The 16,073-nt window shown below is 69.1% G+C and carries 11 protein-coding genes; 2 read left to right on the top strand and 9 right to left on the bottom strand.

All coding sequences use genetic code 11. From position 1 onward, the window contains the following. The first annotated feature begins 135 nt into the window (after nucleotides 1-135). Both AC067Z_RS05680 and rfbC read left to right on the top strand, forming a co-directional pair. Nucleotides 136-2,211, top strand: coding sequence for a glycosyltransferase family 2 protein (locus tag AC067Z_RS05680; RefSeq protein WP_478788176.1), 2,076 nt, complete (start codon nucleotides 136-138; stop codon nucleotides 2,209-2,211). A 78-nt stretch (nucleotides 2,212-2,289) separates the two neighbouring features. Further along, the gene (rfbC, locus tag AC067Z_RS05685) at nucleotides 2,290-2,889 is read left to right on the top strand and encodes a dTDP-4-dehydrorhamnose 3,5-epimerase (protein WP_478788177.1); all 600 of its coding nucleotides are present in this window, start codon (nucleotides 2,290-2,292) and stop codon (nucleotides 2,887-2,889) included. 62 nt (nucleotides 2,890-2,951) lie between these two features. Here the strand turns inward: rfbC and AC067Z_RS05690 are convergent, their stop codons facing one another. The 9 genes from AC067Z_RS05690 to obgE form a co-directional block, all read right to left on the bottom strand. Beyond that, nucleotides 2,952-3,746 carry an O-methyltransferase gene (locus tag AC067Z_RS05690; RefSeq protein ID WP_478788178.1) on the bottom strand — a complete coding sequence of 265 codons (795 nt, stop codon included), beginning with the start codon at nucleotides 3,744-3,746 and terminating at the stop codon, nucleotides 2,952-2,954. A gap of 77 nt (nucleotides 3,747-3,823) precedes the next feature. After that, nucleotides 3,824-4,690: a dTDP-4-dehydrorhamnose reductase gene (gene rfbD, locus AC067Z_RS05695; RefSeq protein WP_478788475.1), complete on the bottom strand. Its 867-nt coding sequence runs from the start codon at nucleotides 4,688-4,690 to the stop codon at nucleotides 3,824-3,826. A 29-nt stretch (nucleotides 4,691-4,719) separates the two neighbouring features. Beyond that, entirely contained in the window at nucleotides 4,720-5,706 is a 987-nt protein-coding gene (rfbB, locus tag AC067Z_RS05700) for a dTDP-glucose 4,6-dehydratase (protein ID WP_478788179.1), read from the bottom strand. Continuing rightward, on the bottom strand, nucleotides 5,703-6,770 hold the full coding sequence (locus AC067Z_RS05705) for a glucose-1-phosphate thymidylyltransferase (RefSeq protein ID WP_478788180.1): 1,068 nt from the start codon (nucleotides 6,768-6,770) through the stop codon (nucleotides 5,703-5,705). The genes rfbB and AC067Z_RS05705 overlap by 4 nt, the downstream gene beginning before the upstream one ends. Further along, nucleotides 6,767-8,089 carry a glycosyltransferase family 2 protein gene (locus tag AC067Z_RS05710; protein WP_478788181.1) on the bottom strand — a complete coding sequence of 441 codons (1,323 nt, stop codon included), beginning with the start codon at nucleotides 8,087-8,089 and terminating at the stop codon, nucleotides 6,767-6,769. The genes AC067Z_RS05705 and AC067Z_RS05710 overlap by 4 nt, the downstream gene beginning before the upstream one ends. A 151-nt stretch (nucleotides 8,090-8,240) precedes the next feature. Next, nucleotides 8,241-10,373 carry a hypothetical protein gene (locus AC067Z_RS05715; RefSeq protein ID WP_478788182.1) on the bottom strand — a complete coding sequence of 711 codons (2,133 nt, stop codon included), beginning with the start codon at nucleotides 10,371-10,373 and terminating at the stop codon, nucleotides 8,241-8,243. A 154-nt stretch (nucleotides 10,374-10,527) separates the two neighbouring features. Beyond that, nucleotides 10,528-12,027 (bottom strand): D-ribitol-5-phosphate cytidylyltransferase, encoded by a 1,500-nt coding sequence (locus AC067Z_RS05720; RefSeq protein ID WP_478788183.1) that lies wholly within the window; start codon nucleotides 12,025-12,027, stop codon nucleotides 10,528-10,530. A 225-nt stretch (nucleotides 12,028-12,252) separates the two neighbouring features. Continuing rightward, nucleotides 12,253-14,277 (bottom strand): glycosyltransferase family 4 protein, encoded by a 2,025-nt coding sequence (locus AC067Z_RS05725; RefSeq protein ID WP_478788184.1) that lies wholly within the window; start codon nucleotides 14,275-14,277, stop codon nucleotides 12,253-12,255. A 324-nt stretch (nucleotides 14,278-14,601) separates the two neighbouring features. After that, nucleotides 14,602-16,038, bottom strand: coding sequence for a GTPase ObgE (gene obgE, locus AC067Z_RS05730; protein WP_478788185.1), 1,437 nt, complete (start codon nucleotides 16,036-16,038; stop codon nucleotides 14,602-14,604). Nucleotides 16,039-16,073 lie beyond the last annotated feature (35 nt).

The following is a 16,073-nucleotide window of genomic DNA, read 5'->3' on the forward strand; positions in this document are numbered from 1 at the left end:
GAGCTTACGAATACGAGATCCGGACAACCGCTAAGGTGCAGGTGGGCGGTGGCGCGCGCCCGCATCGCCCTGCCTCCGGCCTCCACCTTCGACTCGGGTTCCCACAAGAGACGGGGCACAGCAGTGTCGGTCAAAGTGAGTGTCGTCATCCCGGTGTACAACCCCGGCAAGTACCTCGATCCCTGTATCGAATCGTTGGTCGGGCAGACACTGCCCGCGGAAGAATTCGAAGTCCTGTTCGTCGATGACGGGTCCACCGACGACACTCCCGGGCGACTGGACGAACTGGCCGCCCAGTACTCCCACTTCCGAGTGATCCACATCCCCAATTCCGGCTGGCCCGGCAAGCCCCGCAACATCGGGGTGGCCGAGGCGAGGGGCGAGTACGTCCAGTTCCTCGATCAGGACGACCACCTCGGCACGGACGCGTTGCGCAGGCTGTACGACATGGGCCACCGCAACGGCTCCGACATCGTGATGGGCAAGGTCGCCAGCAACTTCCGGGGGGTCCCGCACGGTGTCTTCAAGCAGAACCGCGAGAAGTGCACGCTGAGCAACGCCCCGCTGTTCGACAGCCTCACCCCGCACAAGATGTTCCGTACGCAGTTCCTGCGCGAGCACGGCATCGCCTACCCCGAGGGCAAGCGCCGCCTCGAGGACCAGCTGTACATGATGAAGGCGTACCTCCCGGCCCAGGTCGTCTCGATCCTCGGCACGTACACCTGCTACCACTACTCGAAACGCGACGACGGAAAGAACGCCGGGTCGGCCAAGCTCTTGCCCGCCGGCTACTACGCCAACCTCCGTGAGGTCCTCGACGTCGTCGTCGCGGGCACGGAGCCCGGCCCGCTGCGGGAGCGGGTGCTGCGCCGCTTCTACCGGGTGGAGATGCTCGGCAGGCTCAGCGAGCCTGCCGTCCTCGCCTACGACGAGGACTTCCTGCGCGAGATGATCGATGCGGTGCGCCCGCTCGCCCTGGACTTCATGAACGACGCGGTGCACGACGGGCTCGGCCCGCTGCTGCGGCAGCGCTCCACCCTGCTGCGCAAGGACGACGCCGAGGGGCTGGTGCGGCTGGCGCGGTTCGCGGCTTCCGTGAAGGGCGCGGTACGGCTGGAGGACTTCGCCTGGCAGCCGGACGGGCGGATCACGGTCGGGCTCACCGCTCGTCTGGTGCACGGTGAGCACCAAAAGCCCCTGACGCTGGTGCGACACGACAACCGGCTGTATCTGGATCCCGCCGTCACGGAGCCGTTCCTGCCCGGCGGTGAGCTCGTGGACGTCACCGACGACATCCGCGGGCACAAGGCCGAGCTGTCGCTGCGCAACCGTGAGACGGCGGTGGAGTGGCCCTGTTCCGCCACGTTCACGGAAAGCGTCGAGGATCTCGGCGACGGGACCTGCGAGGTGGTGCTGCGGGGCACGGGACATCTGGCGCCCGAGGGCGCGCGCAAGGGCCGGGGCAGCCTTGGACGCGGCTTCTGGGACGCGTGGGTGACCGTGCGCGGCGTGGGCCTGGTCCGCAAGGCCCGCCTGGGCGCCGACCGCGACCCCCGCGTGGACGGCCGCTGTCTGCCCGCGCTGCTGGCCTCGCCTCCCCGCCCGGTGATCCCTTACTTCACGGACCCGCACAGCAATCTCACCCTCGACGTCGCCCGGCGCGCCAAGAAGCTCGTGCCCCGTCTCGCGGGCCGTGCGGTACTGCGCATGCCCGGGGAGCGGGGCGCTCTGCGGCTCGACCTGTTCACGACAGGCTCCACCGGCGTGGGGACGGGCAACGGCGACGGCTTCCCGGAGCTCGTGCTGACCCAGCCCACGGCCGCGCCCGGGGACTGGGCGCCGGACACCGATCCGGAGCCCGTGCACTCCTTCCCCGGTGTGCTGCGGCCCGAGCTGGCCCGGGCGCATCTGTCGGTGCCGCGGCGCGTCCCCGGCGCTCCCGCCGGCAGCTGGCAGCTCTCGGTGCGGCTGGACGGCGCGAAGGGTCCGCTGCTGCCGCTGTGCAGGGTGAGTGTGGACGACACCGGACGGCTGCGGCTCGACGACAGCCTCCCGGTGCCCGACCCCGGGCTTTTGCGGGAGCTGGCCGCGCACCGCAGGCGGGCCGCGGCCCGGCGCGCCGTGCGTGCCGTGGCCGGACCGATCGTGCGCCGGCTGCCTCCGGCGGGCCGCAGGAAGGTCCGTCGGCTGGCGGCCAAGGTGTTCGGCTGACAGGGACAGGGACAGGAGCGGGGCCGGGGCGTACGAGAATGGCCGGGAACGCGATCACGACAGCCGGGATGTGAACAGATGCGGCAGCTCTCCATCAGCGGGGCCTGGGTGCACGAACCGAAGGTCTTCCCCGACAGCCGGGGCAGTTTCCACGAGTGGTTCAAGGCCCCCGACTTCGCCGGGGCCACCGGCGGACGCCTCCGCCTGGAGCAGGCGAACTGCTCGGTCTCCAGCCGCGGCACACTGCGCGGCATCCACTTCGCCGATGTGCCGCCGAGCCAGGCCAAGTACGTGAAGTGCGTGCGCGGCGCGGTCCTCGACGTCATCGTCGACATCCGCGTCGGCTCGCCCACGTACGGCAAGTGGGAGGCTGTCCGGCTCGACGACAGCGACCACCACTCCGTCTACCTGTCCGAGGGCCTCGGCCACGCCTTCATGGCACTCACCGACGATGCCACCGTGGTCTATCTCTGTTCGGAGGGGTACGCCCCCGAGCGTGAGCACGGCCTCAACCCGCTCGACCCCGGCATCGGCATCGAGTGGCCGGAGGGCATCACACCGCTGCTGTCCGACAAGGACGCGGCCGCACCGACGCTGGCCGAGGCCGAGGAGCAGGGGCTGCTCCCCCGATACGAGGAGTGCGAGGCCTTCTACGCGCAGCTGCGCGCGCGGGACTGAGCACAGCAATTCGCCCCCGGGATGTCCGTCCCGGGGGCGTCTGTGTGATCGGGCGGCGGCTCTCAGCCGGTGATCTTCTCGATGCTTCGGCGAACCGGCGCGAACGAGCCGCGCGAGCGGCGCAGCGTACGCGACCGGATCAGGCCGGGCCAGAAGTCCGCGCCGAGCAGGGCTTCGGGCTGTACGGCGTTCTTGCGGACCAGGACCTCGTCGGGCACGTCCTGCGGGTCGGGTACGACGTACTCCTCGAGGATCTTGTCGTAGTTGTCCTTGAGGACGGTGCTCTCCGGATTGGCGCCGAAGACGGCGACGACGCCGGTCGGCGCGGTGTCGACCTCGACGACGACCAGATCGGGGCGGTACTTGCGGAGCACCTGGACGACCTTGTAGACATCGCCCGCCCAGAACTTCGTGTGGCGGTCGCGCGCGGCCTCGTCCACGCTCCTCGGGAGCATGTCGTCGAGCACGATCACGCTGGACCAGCGTGAATGCCGTTCGACGTTCATGAAGTCGCGCAGCGCGTACTCGAAGAGATGCATTCCGTCGATGAACGACAGTTCGAGCCGGGGCTCGCCGCCGAGTACGTTCAGCGGATCCTTGCGGGCGAGTGCGCGAAATGGATTGCGGCCGTTGCGCAGATGGACCAAGGGGTCCTTGCGGCCGAAGAAGTCGTCGCTCGTGGCCCTGACCAGGTGCACATCGCAGCTGATGCTGGTCACGACCCGGAATGCCGGGTCGATCGCGACGGAGGGAACCCGGGAGAGCGCCAGGCTGCGTCCGTCATTGACCCCGATTTCGAGATAGTTCCGGGGTTTGTAGGTGCGGTGCAGTTGGCGCAGGAAGCCGTGGCGGTCCACTGGTGGAGCCCTTCGCTGGGAATCAAATTGATTGATTCCCAGCGAAGTTAGCGTGTACGGCGCCTGCACGTAAACTACTACTGGCCGGTAGCACCCATTCCGCGCTCTGCTTCGAGCAGCGCCGGGAACGCTTCTGCGAGCGCCTCACGCCAGTCGCGCAGGGGTTCGACCCCGGTACCGCGCCATCCCGCGTGCCCCAGCACGCTGTACGCCGGCCGGGGCGCGGGCCGGACGAAGGCTGCGCTGGTCGTCGGGCGTACGCGGTCGGGGTCGGCGCCCAGCAGGCGGAAGATCTCGCGGGTAAATCCGTACCACGTGGTCTCGCCGGCGCTGGTGCCGTGGTGGACTCCCGCGGCCACTGCCCCGGCCAGCGCGCCGTGCCCCAGCCGCACCAGCAGGTCGGCGAGGTCCGCGCTCCAGGTGGGCTGGCCGCGCTGGTCGTCCACGACGTCCAGCGTGTCCCGGGAGGCCTCCAGCCGGATCATGGTGCGCACGAAGTTCGGCCCGCCCGCGCCGTACAGCCACGCCGTGCGCACCACGTGGCCGGTCTCGGGCAGCAGCTCCAGCACCGCACGCTCCCCCGCCAGCTTGGTGCGCCCGTAGGCGGTGCGCGGGGCGGTGGGGGCGTTCTCGGCGTAGGGCGCGTGCGCGTCGCCGGCGAAGACGTAGTCGGTGGAGACATGCAGCAGCACGGCGCCGCTCTCCTTGCACGCCTCGGCCAGCACGCGCGGGCCGGTGCCGTTGACCGCGAGCGCGGCCTCCTCCTGCTCCTCGGCGCCGTCGACGTCGGTCCACGCGGCACAGTTGACCACCACGGCGGGCCGGTGCTCGGCCAGGACCGAGCGCACCGCGTCGGGTGCGGTGATGTCGAGCTCGGCGCGGCGCGGAGCGACGACCTGCACCCCGTCGGCCGTGAGCCGGTCGCGGACGTCCCGGGCCAGCATCCCGCCGGCGCCGGTGACCAGCCAGGTGCTCACAGTGCGGCACGCTCCTTGAGGGGCTCCCACCAGGCGCGGTTGTCGCGGTACCACTGCACGGTCTCGGAAAGGCCGGTCGCGAAGTCCTTGCGCGGCGTGTAGCCGAGTTCCTCACGGATCTTGGTGCAGTCGACCGAGTAGCGGCGGTCGTGGCCCTTGCGGTCGGTGACGTACTCGACGCTGGTGTCCCAGTCGGCGCCACAGGCTTCGAGCAGCAGGCCGGTGAGCTCCTTGTTCGACAGCTCGGTGCCGCCGCCGATGTTGTAGACCTCGCCCGCGCGGCCCTTCGTGCGGACCAGTTCGATGCCCTGGACGTGGTCGTCGATGTGCAGCCAGTCGCGGACGTTGCCGCCGTCGCCGTAGAGCGGGACCTTCCGGCCGTCCAGCAGGTTGGTGATGAACAGCGGGATGACCTTCTCGGGGAAGTGATGGTGCCCGTAGTTGTTGGAGCAGCGGGTCACGCGGACGTCCAGGCCGTGCGTGCGGTGGTACGACAGCGCGATCAGGTCGCTGGACGCCTTGGCCGAGGAGTAGGGCGAGTTGGGCTCCAGCGGATGCGTCTCGGGCCAGGAGCCCTCGTCGATGGACCCGTAGACCTCGTCGGTGGAGATGTGCACGAAGGTCTTGATGCCCGCGCGGTGGGCGGCGTCGATCAGGGTGTGTGTGCCCAGCACGTTCGTACGGACGAACTCGGCGCCGCCGTCGATGGAGCGGTCCACGTGCGACTCGGCGGCGAAGTGCACCACCTGGTCGTGCTCGGCCATCAGCTTGCCGACGAGGTCGGGATCGCAGATGTCGCCCTGGACGAAGTCGAATCCGGGACGGTCGCGCACCTCGTCGAGGTTGGCGGGGTTGCCCGCGTAGGTCAGCTTGTCGAGCACGGTGACGGACACGTCACCGGGGCCGCTCGGGCCCAGCACCGTGCGGACGTAGTGGGAGCCGATGAAGCCGGCGCCGCCGGTCACCAGGATCTTGGTGGTCATGAGGAGATCTGCACCTTGCTGTGGTCGCCGAGGACGAGTCGGTGGGAGGAGGGATTGCGGGGGGCGGGCGTGACCTCGACGTCGCGGCCGATCAGCGACGCCTCGATCCGTCGCACCCCGGTGATGGAGGCGCTGCGCAGGACGATGGAGTACTCGATCTCGCTGTCCTCGATCCGGCACCGCTCCGAGACGGAGGTGAACGGGCCGACGTACGCGTCGCTGATCACCGTGTCCCCGCCGATGATCGCCGGGCCGACGATCCGGCTGTTGGTGATCTGCGCGCCCGCCTCGATGCGCACCCTGCCGATGATCTCGCTGGCGTCGTCGACCGTGCCTTCGTTGCTGGGCTCCACGGACTCCAGCACCAGGCGGTTGACCTCCAGCATGTCGGTGACGTTGCCGGTGTCCTTCCAATAGCCCGCGATGGTCGTCGAGCGGACGTCGCGCCGCTGGTCGATCAGCCACTGGAGAGCGTGCGTGATCTCCAGCTCGCCGCGCCAGGACGGTTCGATGGAACGCACGGCCTCGTGGACGGACGGGGTGAAGAGATAAACGCCGACGAGCGCGAGATCGCTCTTGGGCTCCTTCGGCTTCTCCTCCAGGCCCACAACGCGTCCCGCGTCATCGAGTTCGGCGACACCGAAAGACGTCGGGTCGGGTACTTTCGTCAACAGGATCTGGGCGTCCGGGCGCTCGTTCCGGAATTCGTCGACGAGTCCGCTGATACCGCCGACAATGAAGTTGTCGCCCAGATACATCACGAAATCGTCCTCGCCCAGGAATTCCCGGGCGATAACCACCGCGTGCGCGAGTCCGAGCGGCTTGTCCTGCGGGATGTAGGTGACCTTCACCCCGAACCGGGAACCGTCCCCGACGGCTTCTCGGATCTCCTCCGCGGTGTCCCCGACGATCACACCGACCTCGGTGATACCGGCTTCGGCGATCGCCTCCAGGCCGTAGAAGAGCACGGGTTTGTTGGCAACGGGAACCAGCTGCTTGGCCGAGGTGTGCGTGATGGGACGCAGGCGGGTGCCCGCCCCTCCGGAGAGAACGAGTGCCTTCACGATGAATGTCCTCGAGTCGAGTGATGTTTCCCGAGCGGATACTGCTCAGCAGGATCGACTTTACCCAGCGTTCCCCTGCCCAGAGGCCCGGCTCCGGCCCGGACGCCGCGCACCAGTCGCCGCACGCCCCCGCGCACGCGCCTGCGCGCGCCGCGCGCCAGCCGCCGGATCGTGGCGGGACGCGGCCCCGGCGGCCGTATCCGCCGACTGCCCGACCAGTCGGGGACGGTGACCTCGTACACCCGGTCGGGCAGCCCGGCCCGGCTGTCGCGGAAGTGCGGATAGGCGAGATACGTGCGCCCGGCAGGGCCCTCGGTGACCACCTCGGGCACGGACCCGGCGGCGGTGAACTCCAGCACCCCCTTCAGCAGATCGAGACGTCCGCGGGCCACGCACTCCAGCACCAGCCTCTCCCCCACCTTGATGTGGGCGGCCACTCCCCTGGTCCAGTACGGAACCGTCATGGCGGCCGCGAGCCGCAGCCTGTCGCGCTGCTCGGCCTCCGGCCGGCGCAGCAGACCGGGACCGAACTGCTGGAGCAGCCCCACCGTGAAGGGTCTGACCATCAGCAGGTCCCGCCCGGGGCCGGGCGGTTCGAGCCGGGCTATGAGCCGGGCCAGGGCGGTCAGCGCCTCGAAGCGCGGCGGGTAACTTCCGCGCCGCGTCGCGTGTTTGCCGTCCTCACGGCCGACCAGGTAGTAGCAGTCGTAGTCGGCGACGACCGAGACTCCGCTGCCGCTGAGATAGGCCTCCATCGTGAACAGCGCGTCCTCGCCGGTCGCGAGCGTCTCGTCGAACGTGAGACCGAGCCGGCGCAGCAGCTCACGCCGGAACAGCTTCTGGGCACTGAGCGCGTAGATGACCCGGGAGGTGCGGACATCCGCGTGCTCCAGGGTTCTCGTGAACATCGACCGCGGCACTCCCCGCCCGCGCGGGGCCATCCTGCCGAGCACCACATCCGTCCCGGCCCGGTCGGCCATGGCGACCATCCGCCCCAGCGCCTCGTCGCCGAAGAAGTCGTCGGCGTCGAGGAAGAAGACGTAACGGCCGCGGGCGAGTGCGAGACCGACGTTGCGCGGGCCGCTGGGTCCGCCCGAGTTGGGCTGGTGGATCACCGTGGTGCGGACCTTGGAGCGGGCCGCGAACTCCTCCAGATACTCCCCCGTGCCGTCGGTCGAGCCGTCGTCGACCGCGACGATCTCGATGCGGTCGGCGCCGAGAGTCTGCGACTCCACCGACTCCAGGCAGCGGACCAGGTAGGGCATGGCTTCATAGGCGCCGACGACAACCGTGACGTCGGGCACGAGTTTGTCATTCATAGAAAGACAAGACGACCATAAGAGCCAAAAGGTTGCATTTCGTGGCCTTCCAACCAAATGGTTCAGCCCCGGCCTGCTCCGATACACACGAACGGCCCGGTGGCCCCCTTCCAGGGGCCACCGGGCCGTTCCGGTTCCGCTTCTGCTCCGGTCAGCCGACCGGCGTGTCGTCGAGGCCCGGCGCGGGCACCTCGGCCTCGCCTTCGACCTCAGCCCCGGCCACGGCCTCCGCCGCCGTTTCCGCCGCGAGCTCGGCCTCCGTGTGCATCTCCGTCTCGGCCAGCCTCTGCAGGACACCGGCGTTGCGCGCCTCGGCCTTGGCGGCCAGCGCCTGCACCGCCGCCTCGAACTGCTCCATGGAGGTCGGCTCGTCCGGGCCGAGCAGATACTGCTTCAGCTCGCGGCGGTCCTCGGCGAGCGGGTCGGCGTCCCCGTCCTCGACCGCCGCCAGCAGCTCATCGAGCTCGATCGCGCTGTTGGAGAGGATCACCGCGGCACGCACCGCTGTGTTCTGGCGCTTGAACTCGGCTTCGCCGAGCCCTGCCGAGTCGGTGACCGCGTACGGCTTGCCGCTCGCGATGAAGTCGGAGACGACGCTGGAGATGTCCGAGACCATGCCGTCGGACTCGTTGAAGCAGTCGTACAGCCGCGGCTCGGGACCGGCGATGACCTTGTGCTCCCACCAGCCGAAGGAGCGCCAGTACGCGGCGTTCCACTCGTCCTTGAGTGCGGCGCCCTCGGCCTGGGCGGCCGGGTCGGCCAGCGAGTCGCGCGACTCCTCGGCCTCGTCCCGGCCGATGCGGGAGGAGCCCGCCAGTTCGGCGAGGCGCGCCTCGACGCGGACCAGCTCGGCGCGGGCGGCGGCCTGATCGGCGGCCGCCGAAGCGGCCTCCTTCGCCCACTTCGGGTCGTTCGCACGGGCCGCGGCGGCCTGTTCGACCATCTCGGTGATCCGCGTGTGGACGGCCTTGGCCCTGGGGCTGCGGGTGCCGGTGAAGGGGTGCGGCTTGTAGATCAGCCGGACCGGCTTCTCGGAGTCGAGCAGCCGCCTGACGATGTTCTCGCCGGCCAGCAGCAGGGAGGTGTTGCCGGGGTTGTCGTCCCAGCCTTCCCAGGTGGGGGCGTAGAGCACGGTGGGGATCGGGTTGCCGGGCCGGCCGGCGCCGGTCCTGATCGGGGCGAGCTGCGGGCGGCCCACCTCCACGATGTCGTCGCTGAGGACGCCGACGTCGGCCAGTGCGTACCTGTCGCGGCCGGCGCGGCCCGCGGTCCACACCTCGTCGTACGCCTTGCTGAACGGGTTGACGCTGGCCAGCTTGTCGCTGTCGCCGTGACCGATGAAGACGTGCTTCATGGTGGGCACGCGCAGCAGGTGGATGTTCTTGCCGACGTTGGCGGCGTACAGCGCCACACGCACGGAGGACAGGTCCAGGTTCATCAGGTGCACACCGCCCGGCACGCACAGCACCGGGAGGGAGGTACTGGCGAGCTGCGGCACGATGTTGCGCTCGCGCAGCAGGACCAGCGGCCGGCCGCCGAGCTGCGCCATCGTGTCCAGCCACATGTTGACCTGGTACGCCGACTCCTTGGAGCCGGAGAAGTACAGCAGCACCGTGGGCCGGTAGTCGCGCAGCCAGGCGTCGACACCGTCGAGCACCTTCTGGGGCGGCGCCGGGAGCCGGGCGCCGCGCAGCTTCGGGAGCAGAACGGCGAGATAGCCGACGGCGCCGAGCAGGGTGAGGCCGAGCCCGACGTAGGCGAACAGGTTGACGTCGGTCTCGATGGCGATCAGCACGCCGACGAACGCGAAGACGTCGAGGTGGAGCATCTTCTCGGCGGAACGGTTTATCAGGCCGCGCCTCGGGGCGTCCGGGATGCGCACGCCGCGCAGGTCGATGTTGCGCGTGACGACCGGCAGCTTGCGGCGCAGCCGGATCAGCGTGACCATCGCGCCGTGCGGCGCCTGGAGCCCGTAGAAGCCGAGGAGGCAGGCGACCGTCACATAGAAGACGATCTCCTCCGCGTACCCCATACGGGCCAGCAGCAGCACCAGCAACAGCTGGCGCACGAGGAACCGGATGGACAGGCCCGCGCGGACCTTGGCCAGCCGGTTGACCAGATAGCTGGACCGCTGGTGCAGATATTGATCCGCGAGGTAGGTCGCGGTGACGGCCACCGCGAAGAACCAGAGGCTGGGAATTATCGCCGCCAGCATGATGCACGGGAATCCGAGCATCAGCAGAACTGCGGCGGCCAGCTCGGATCCGCTGCCCACGCGAGCCATACGAATGGCTTTCGAAATCACGAAGAACCTGCTCCAGGGTTACCGATTCGTGCCTTGCAAAGGACATGTGAAGGTGAGCCTTCACGGATTCGGGCCCCCGCAGTGCGCTGTGTAACGGCGACTACAGAGGCCCGAATTTTGAATTCAAGAAGTATTACACATCTTCCTGACGGTCCAGGACCGAAGCCAGCGCCTGCTCGAAGCCCGAGGCTTCCGAGGCGCCGCGCGTCGGGTCCTGCTGACGCACGTCGATGACATGCCCGGTCAGGGCCGACAGCAGTACGTCGAGCGAGGTACGGGCCACGGCCTCGGACGACAGCAGCGAGCCGGCCGGCTCCGTGCCGAACGCCTTGGTGCGCATCGGGGTCGCGGTGCGCTCCGGGTTCACGCAGTTCACGCGGATGCCGTCGCCGGCCCACTCGTCCGCCAGGGCCTGGGTGAGATTCACCATGGCGGCCTTGGTGGAGGAGTAGAGGCTGTACTCGGCGCGGCCGCGGGTGTAGCTGCTGGAGGTGTAGAGCAGCAGCTGGCCCTTGGTCTCGGCGAGGTACTTGTGCGAGGCACGCGCGATCTGCACCGGCGCCAGGTAGTTGACGTTCAGCGCTTCCTGGATGGTGGTGTTGTCCGTCTCGGCGAGCTTGCCGATACGGAGCACACCTGCGGTGTTGATCACGTAGTCGATGCGGCCGGTCTCGCCGTACGCCGTGGACAGCGCGTCGTCGACGTGCTCCGGGTTCTCCACGTGGGTGCCCGTGGTGGAGCGGCCCAGCGCGTAGACCTTGGCGCCGTAGGACTCGGCGAGCGAGGCGATGTCGGCGCCGATGCCGTACGAGCCGCCGAAGACGACCAGGGTCTTGCCCGCGAGCAGCTCGCGGTAGGCCGCGTCGTCCGCCGGGCTGGGGGCCGCGGTGGACGCGAGCTGGAAGAGCTTGTCGGCGATGAAGACGTCGACCGGCTGGGTGACCTTCATGTTGTACTCGTCACCCGCGACGACGTAGATCGGCACGTCCGGCAGGTACTTCAGCACGACCGAACAGTCGTCGGTCGCCTGGAAATTCGGGTCGCCCGACGCGACTTCGTACGCCCTGCGGATGGTGGAGAGCTTGAAGGCCTGCGGGGTCTGACCGCGGCGCAGCCGGGAGCGGTCCGGCACGTCGGTGATGAATTCGCCGTCCTCGCCGTGGGTGCGGGTCACGATGATCGTGTCCGCGGACGGGATGGCGACGTCCACCGCCTGGTAGCGGTCCAGGGCGTCGACGCAGTCCTTGATGACGCGCTCGGAGAGCAGCGGGCGGACGGCGTCGTGGAACAGGACGTTGCGGTCCTCCCCCTCGGCCAGGCCCTCACCGAGGGCCGCGATGGCGCGCTCGGTGGTCTCGTTGCGCGTCGAGCCGCCCTCGATGACCTTGACGACCTTGGTCAGTCCGGCCTTGGCGATGATCTTCTCGACGTCCGGCACATAGCCCGGCGCCATCAGAACGATCACGTCGTCGATGCAGTCCGCCTGCTCGAAGATCGCCAGCGTGTGCTCGATGACAGCCTTGCCTGCGATCTTCAGCAGCTGCTTGGGGATGGACAGACCCACGCGCTGGCCGGTACCACCGGCGAGCACGACAGCTGTGGTTCGGGGTTGGACTATGTGCTGCACAGACACAGACGACCTACCTTGCGAGGGCTGGGGAACAAAACTGATGGTTGCACTCTCCGTTACCGTCTCGCAAGGCGGGTGATGCCGCGCTCACAGGACGGAGAAACCTGTTGTTCACCCGGTGATCAGGGGGATTGCCTGCATACGATCATGCCGACGGGGTGACCGACACCACACACCTGAGTGGCATGAACCACCCATGAGCGGGACAAGGGCGTGTCGTTCCTCTCCTTACAGGTCCACCACATTCAGCGCGAGGTCGTTCGAAACCGTGTAGTAGACGCGGGACCGCACCTGGAGCCCGCGCCTGCGGAGCGCCTTCCTGGCCACGGCACGTGCCAGGCTTCCCGTGCGGCGCTTGGGCAGGACGACCCGGGGATAGGTGTAGACGTCCTTCTTCGACACCACGTCGTCCAGCACCTTTCCGACCTTGACGGGCTCGGTCGTCGGCGCGTACCGCACGAACAGATCCCACACATCGTGTCCGGTGATCTGCCGGGCGGCGGCGGGCTCCGGTGTGAAGGTGAAGGAGAAGCCGTCCGTGCCCTGTGCCCGCCCGGTGAACGACAGCTCGTCCGCAGGCTTGCCGCGACGGCGCAGCAGCAGGTTCGGAATGCCCGTCACCGTGGCACCGAAAAGAGTGCCCGAGAGGGTGATCCGCCGTCCGTCGACACGGACGCTGCCCGCCTCCGCGTGCACCGGCCGCGACCAGGCGCGCAGCATCAGGGCGTCACCCTTGGCCTTGTCCTGGTACGGCACGAGATTGCGCACGCCCTCGCCGGGCACGAGCCGCTCCTCGGTGTGCATGGCGCCGCGCTGGTCGATGACGCGCGCGGCCACCCGCCCCCGCGCCCCGGTGGTGGACAGCTCCACGAAGACGTTCCACTGGCCCTCAGTGAACGTTTCTCCGGCCGGAATCCTCGCCGATCCGCCCGCGTTGAAGTCGTACGCCCGGACGTCCGTCGGCGCTCCCGTACGCGTGCACACCAGACGTGCGCCCTTGTCCGCGCCCTTGGGCAGCGGGGTGGCGAGCGTGACGGTCACGGCGCCGTCGCCGACGACCACGACATCGGCGACCGGGACGACCGCGGCGGCGGCCCCTCGCTGCGACACGGCCGCGGCCAGCTCGCCGAAGAGGGCCTCGTACTGCTTGGTGACCACACCGGGGTCGAAACGGCGCGCGTTGTGCAGCGCGGCCGCGGCCATGGAGCGGCGCAGGTCCTCGTCGTCGATGAGCCTCAACAGGGCTTCGGCGAACGCCTTGACGTCACCGACCGGGACGAGCATGCCGTCCACCCCGTCCTCGATGATCTCGCGCGGACCGTAGTTGCAGTCCGTGCTGATCATGGGCACGCCGCAGCGCATCGCCTCGACGATGGTCATGCCGAAGGACTCGTGGCGCGAGGTCGAGGCGGCGATGGCACCCTTGGCCCATTCGGGCTCGATGGGCGAGTGAGGGCCCATCAGATGGATGCTGTTGTACAGCTCCAGCTCGTCGATCCGCTTGCGCAGCCTGGCCTGCTGGTCGCCGTTGCCGTAGATCCGCAGCACCCAGTCGGGACGGACGGCAACAACCTTGGCGAAGGCGTCGAGGAGTACGTGGTACTGCTTCTCGGAGGCGAGCCGGCCGGCCGCGACCACCGTCTTGCTGGTGCCGTCCGACGGGGCGATGGGCGGCTCGGGGACGCTGTTCGGTATCGAGAGCACCCGCGTGGTGGGCAGCGGCATCTTCTCCCGCCACACCGCGGCGTCGCCCTCGGAGACCGTCACGAAGGCGTCGATGGCGTCGAGATGCTCGTGCATCTCCTCGCGCAGGGCCGCCTTGTGGTGATTGTGCGTCATGTGCTCCTGGCCGATGCGGACCGCACCGGCGGGAGCGAACTGCGCGACGTAGGCGACGAGTCCGGGGCGGGTGCCGATGACGATGTCCGCGTCGGAGCCTGCGTAGTGGGTGCGCACCCGCTCGTCGATGAGGCGGTTGTACTCCTTGTAGCGGGCCTCGGCACGCGGGAACGCCTGGGCGGGCTGGGAGAAGAGAGGATTCTGCTTGTCGTTCGTGGGGTTGTTCGGCCGGGTGTCGACCAGCGGAACGACGGTGATGCGGGGGTCGATCGTGAACGCGGGGGTGTCGCGGTGCTGGAACACCGAGACGATCTCGACCTCGTGCCTGTTGGCCAGTTCCTCAGCCAGATTCAGCGTCGTGCGGATCGTGCCGCCGATGCCGTAAATGGTGTGGATGAGGAATGAGATCTTCATCAGCGCTCCGTTTCAGTTCTGCTCGGGGACGAACGCGCAGCCCCCGTGCGGCTCGCAGGCTCTTCGACTCTTCACCTGGCGAGAGCACCCCCAGCCGAAATTTTACGGCATGTCTGATGTTGTCCGCCTCATCACGACATCCGGCGCGACAAGGTGAGCTTCCCCGCCTTCACCTACTACAGACGAGCGAAAGGCGTGAAGGGTTGTATCCGAATGTGGCCACCACGTGTGGCCTGGGCTACACCCCGCAAACACGAGAAGGGCGGCCGTACGGACTCGCTTCCACGAGTCCGTACGGCCGCCCTGTGTCCTGCGGCCCCGGTACTAGAAGGGGTCGAAGCCCTCGTACTCCTTGAGTGCCTCGTCGCGCTCCGCCTCGCGGTCGCGGCGGCGCTGAGCCGCCGGACGCGGCGCGTCGAAGCGGTGGTCCTCACCGCGACGGCCGAGCATCTCCGCACCCGCCATCACGGTCGGCTCCCAGTCGAAGACGACCGCGTCGTCCTCGGGACCGATCGCGACACCGTCGCCCGCACGGGCGCCGGCCTTCATCAGCTGGTCCTCGACGCCGAGGCGGGCCAGGCGGTCTGCGAGGTAGCCGACGGCCTCGTCGTTGTTGAAGTCGGTCTGGCGCACCCAGCGCTCCGGCTTCTCGCCGCGCACGCGGAAGAGGCCGTCCTCCTCCGGGGTGACCGTGAAGCCCGCGTCGTCGACCGCCTTCGGGCGGATGACGATGCGGGTCGCCTCCTCCACCGGCTTGGCGGCACGCGCCTCGGCGACGATCTCGGCCAGGGCGAACGACAGCTCCTTGAGGCCCTTGTGCGCCACCGCGGAGACCTCGAACACGCGATAGCCACGGGCCTCGAGGTCCGGGCGGATCATGTCCGCGAGGTCCTGGCCGTCGGGGATGTCCACCTTGTTGAGGACGACGATGCGCGGCCTGTTCTCCAGACCGCCGTACTGACGCAGCTCCTCCTCGATGACGTCGAGGTCGGAGACGGGGTCACGGTCGGACTCCAGCGTCGCGGTGTCCAGGACGTGCACCAGCACCGAGCAGCGCTCGACATGGCGCAGGAACTCCAGGCCCAGGCCACGTCCCTGGCTGGCGCCGGGGATCAGGCCGGGGACGTCCGCGATGGTGTAGACGGTCGAGCCGGCGGTGACGACGCCCAGGTTCGGGACGAGCGTGGTGAAGGGGTAGTCCGCGATCTTCGGCTTGGCTGCGCTGAGCACCGAGATCAGCGAGGACTTGCCGGCGCTCGGGTAGCCCACGAGCGCGACGTCCGCGACGGTCTTGAGCTCGAGGATCACGTCGCCGGACTGCCCGGGCACGCCGAGCAGGGCGAAACCGGGGGCCTTGCGCCGGGCGGAGGCCAGCGCCGCGTTGCCCAGGCCGCCACGGCCGCCCTCGGCGGCGACGTACGTGGTGCCCTGGCCGACCAGGTCGGCGAGGACGTCGCCGTTGCTGTCGAGGACGACGGTGCCGTCCGGCACGGGCAGAACCAGGTCCTGGCCGTCCTTGCCGGAGCGGTTGCCGCCCTCGCCGGGCTTGCCGTTGGTCGCCTTGCGGTGCGGGCTGTGGTGGTAGTCCAGCAGCGTGGTCACCGACTGGTCGACGACCAGGATGACGTCGCCGCCGCGACCGCCGTTGCCGCCGTCCGGCCCGCCGAGCGGCTTGAACTTCTCCCGGTGAACGGAGGCGCAGCCGTGGCCTCCGTTACCCGCGGCGACATGCAGCTCGACGCGGTCCACGAAGGTGGTCATGGAAGTGCCTCCAGTTAATGACGTCGGTGACGTAC

Source organism: Streptomyces sp. NPDC043812 (assembly GCF_056436245.1).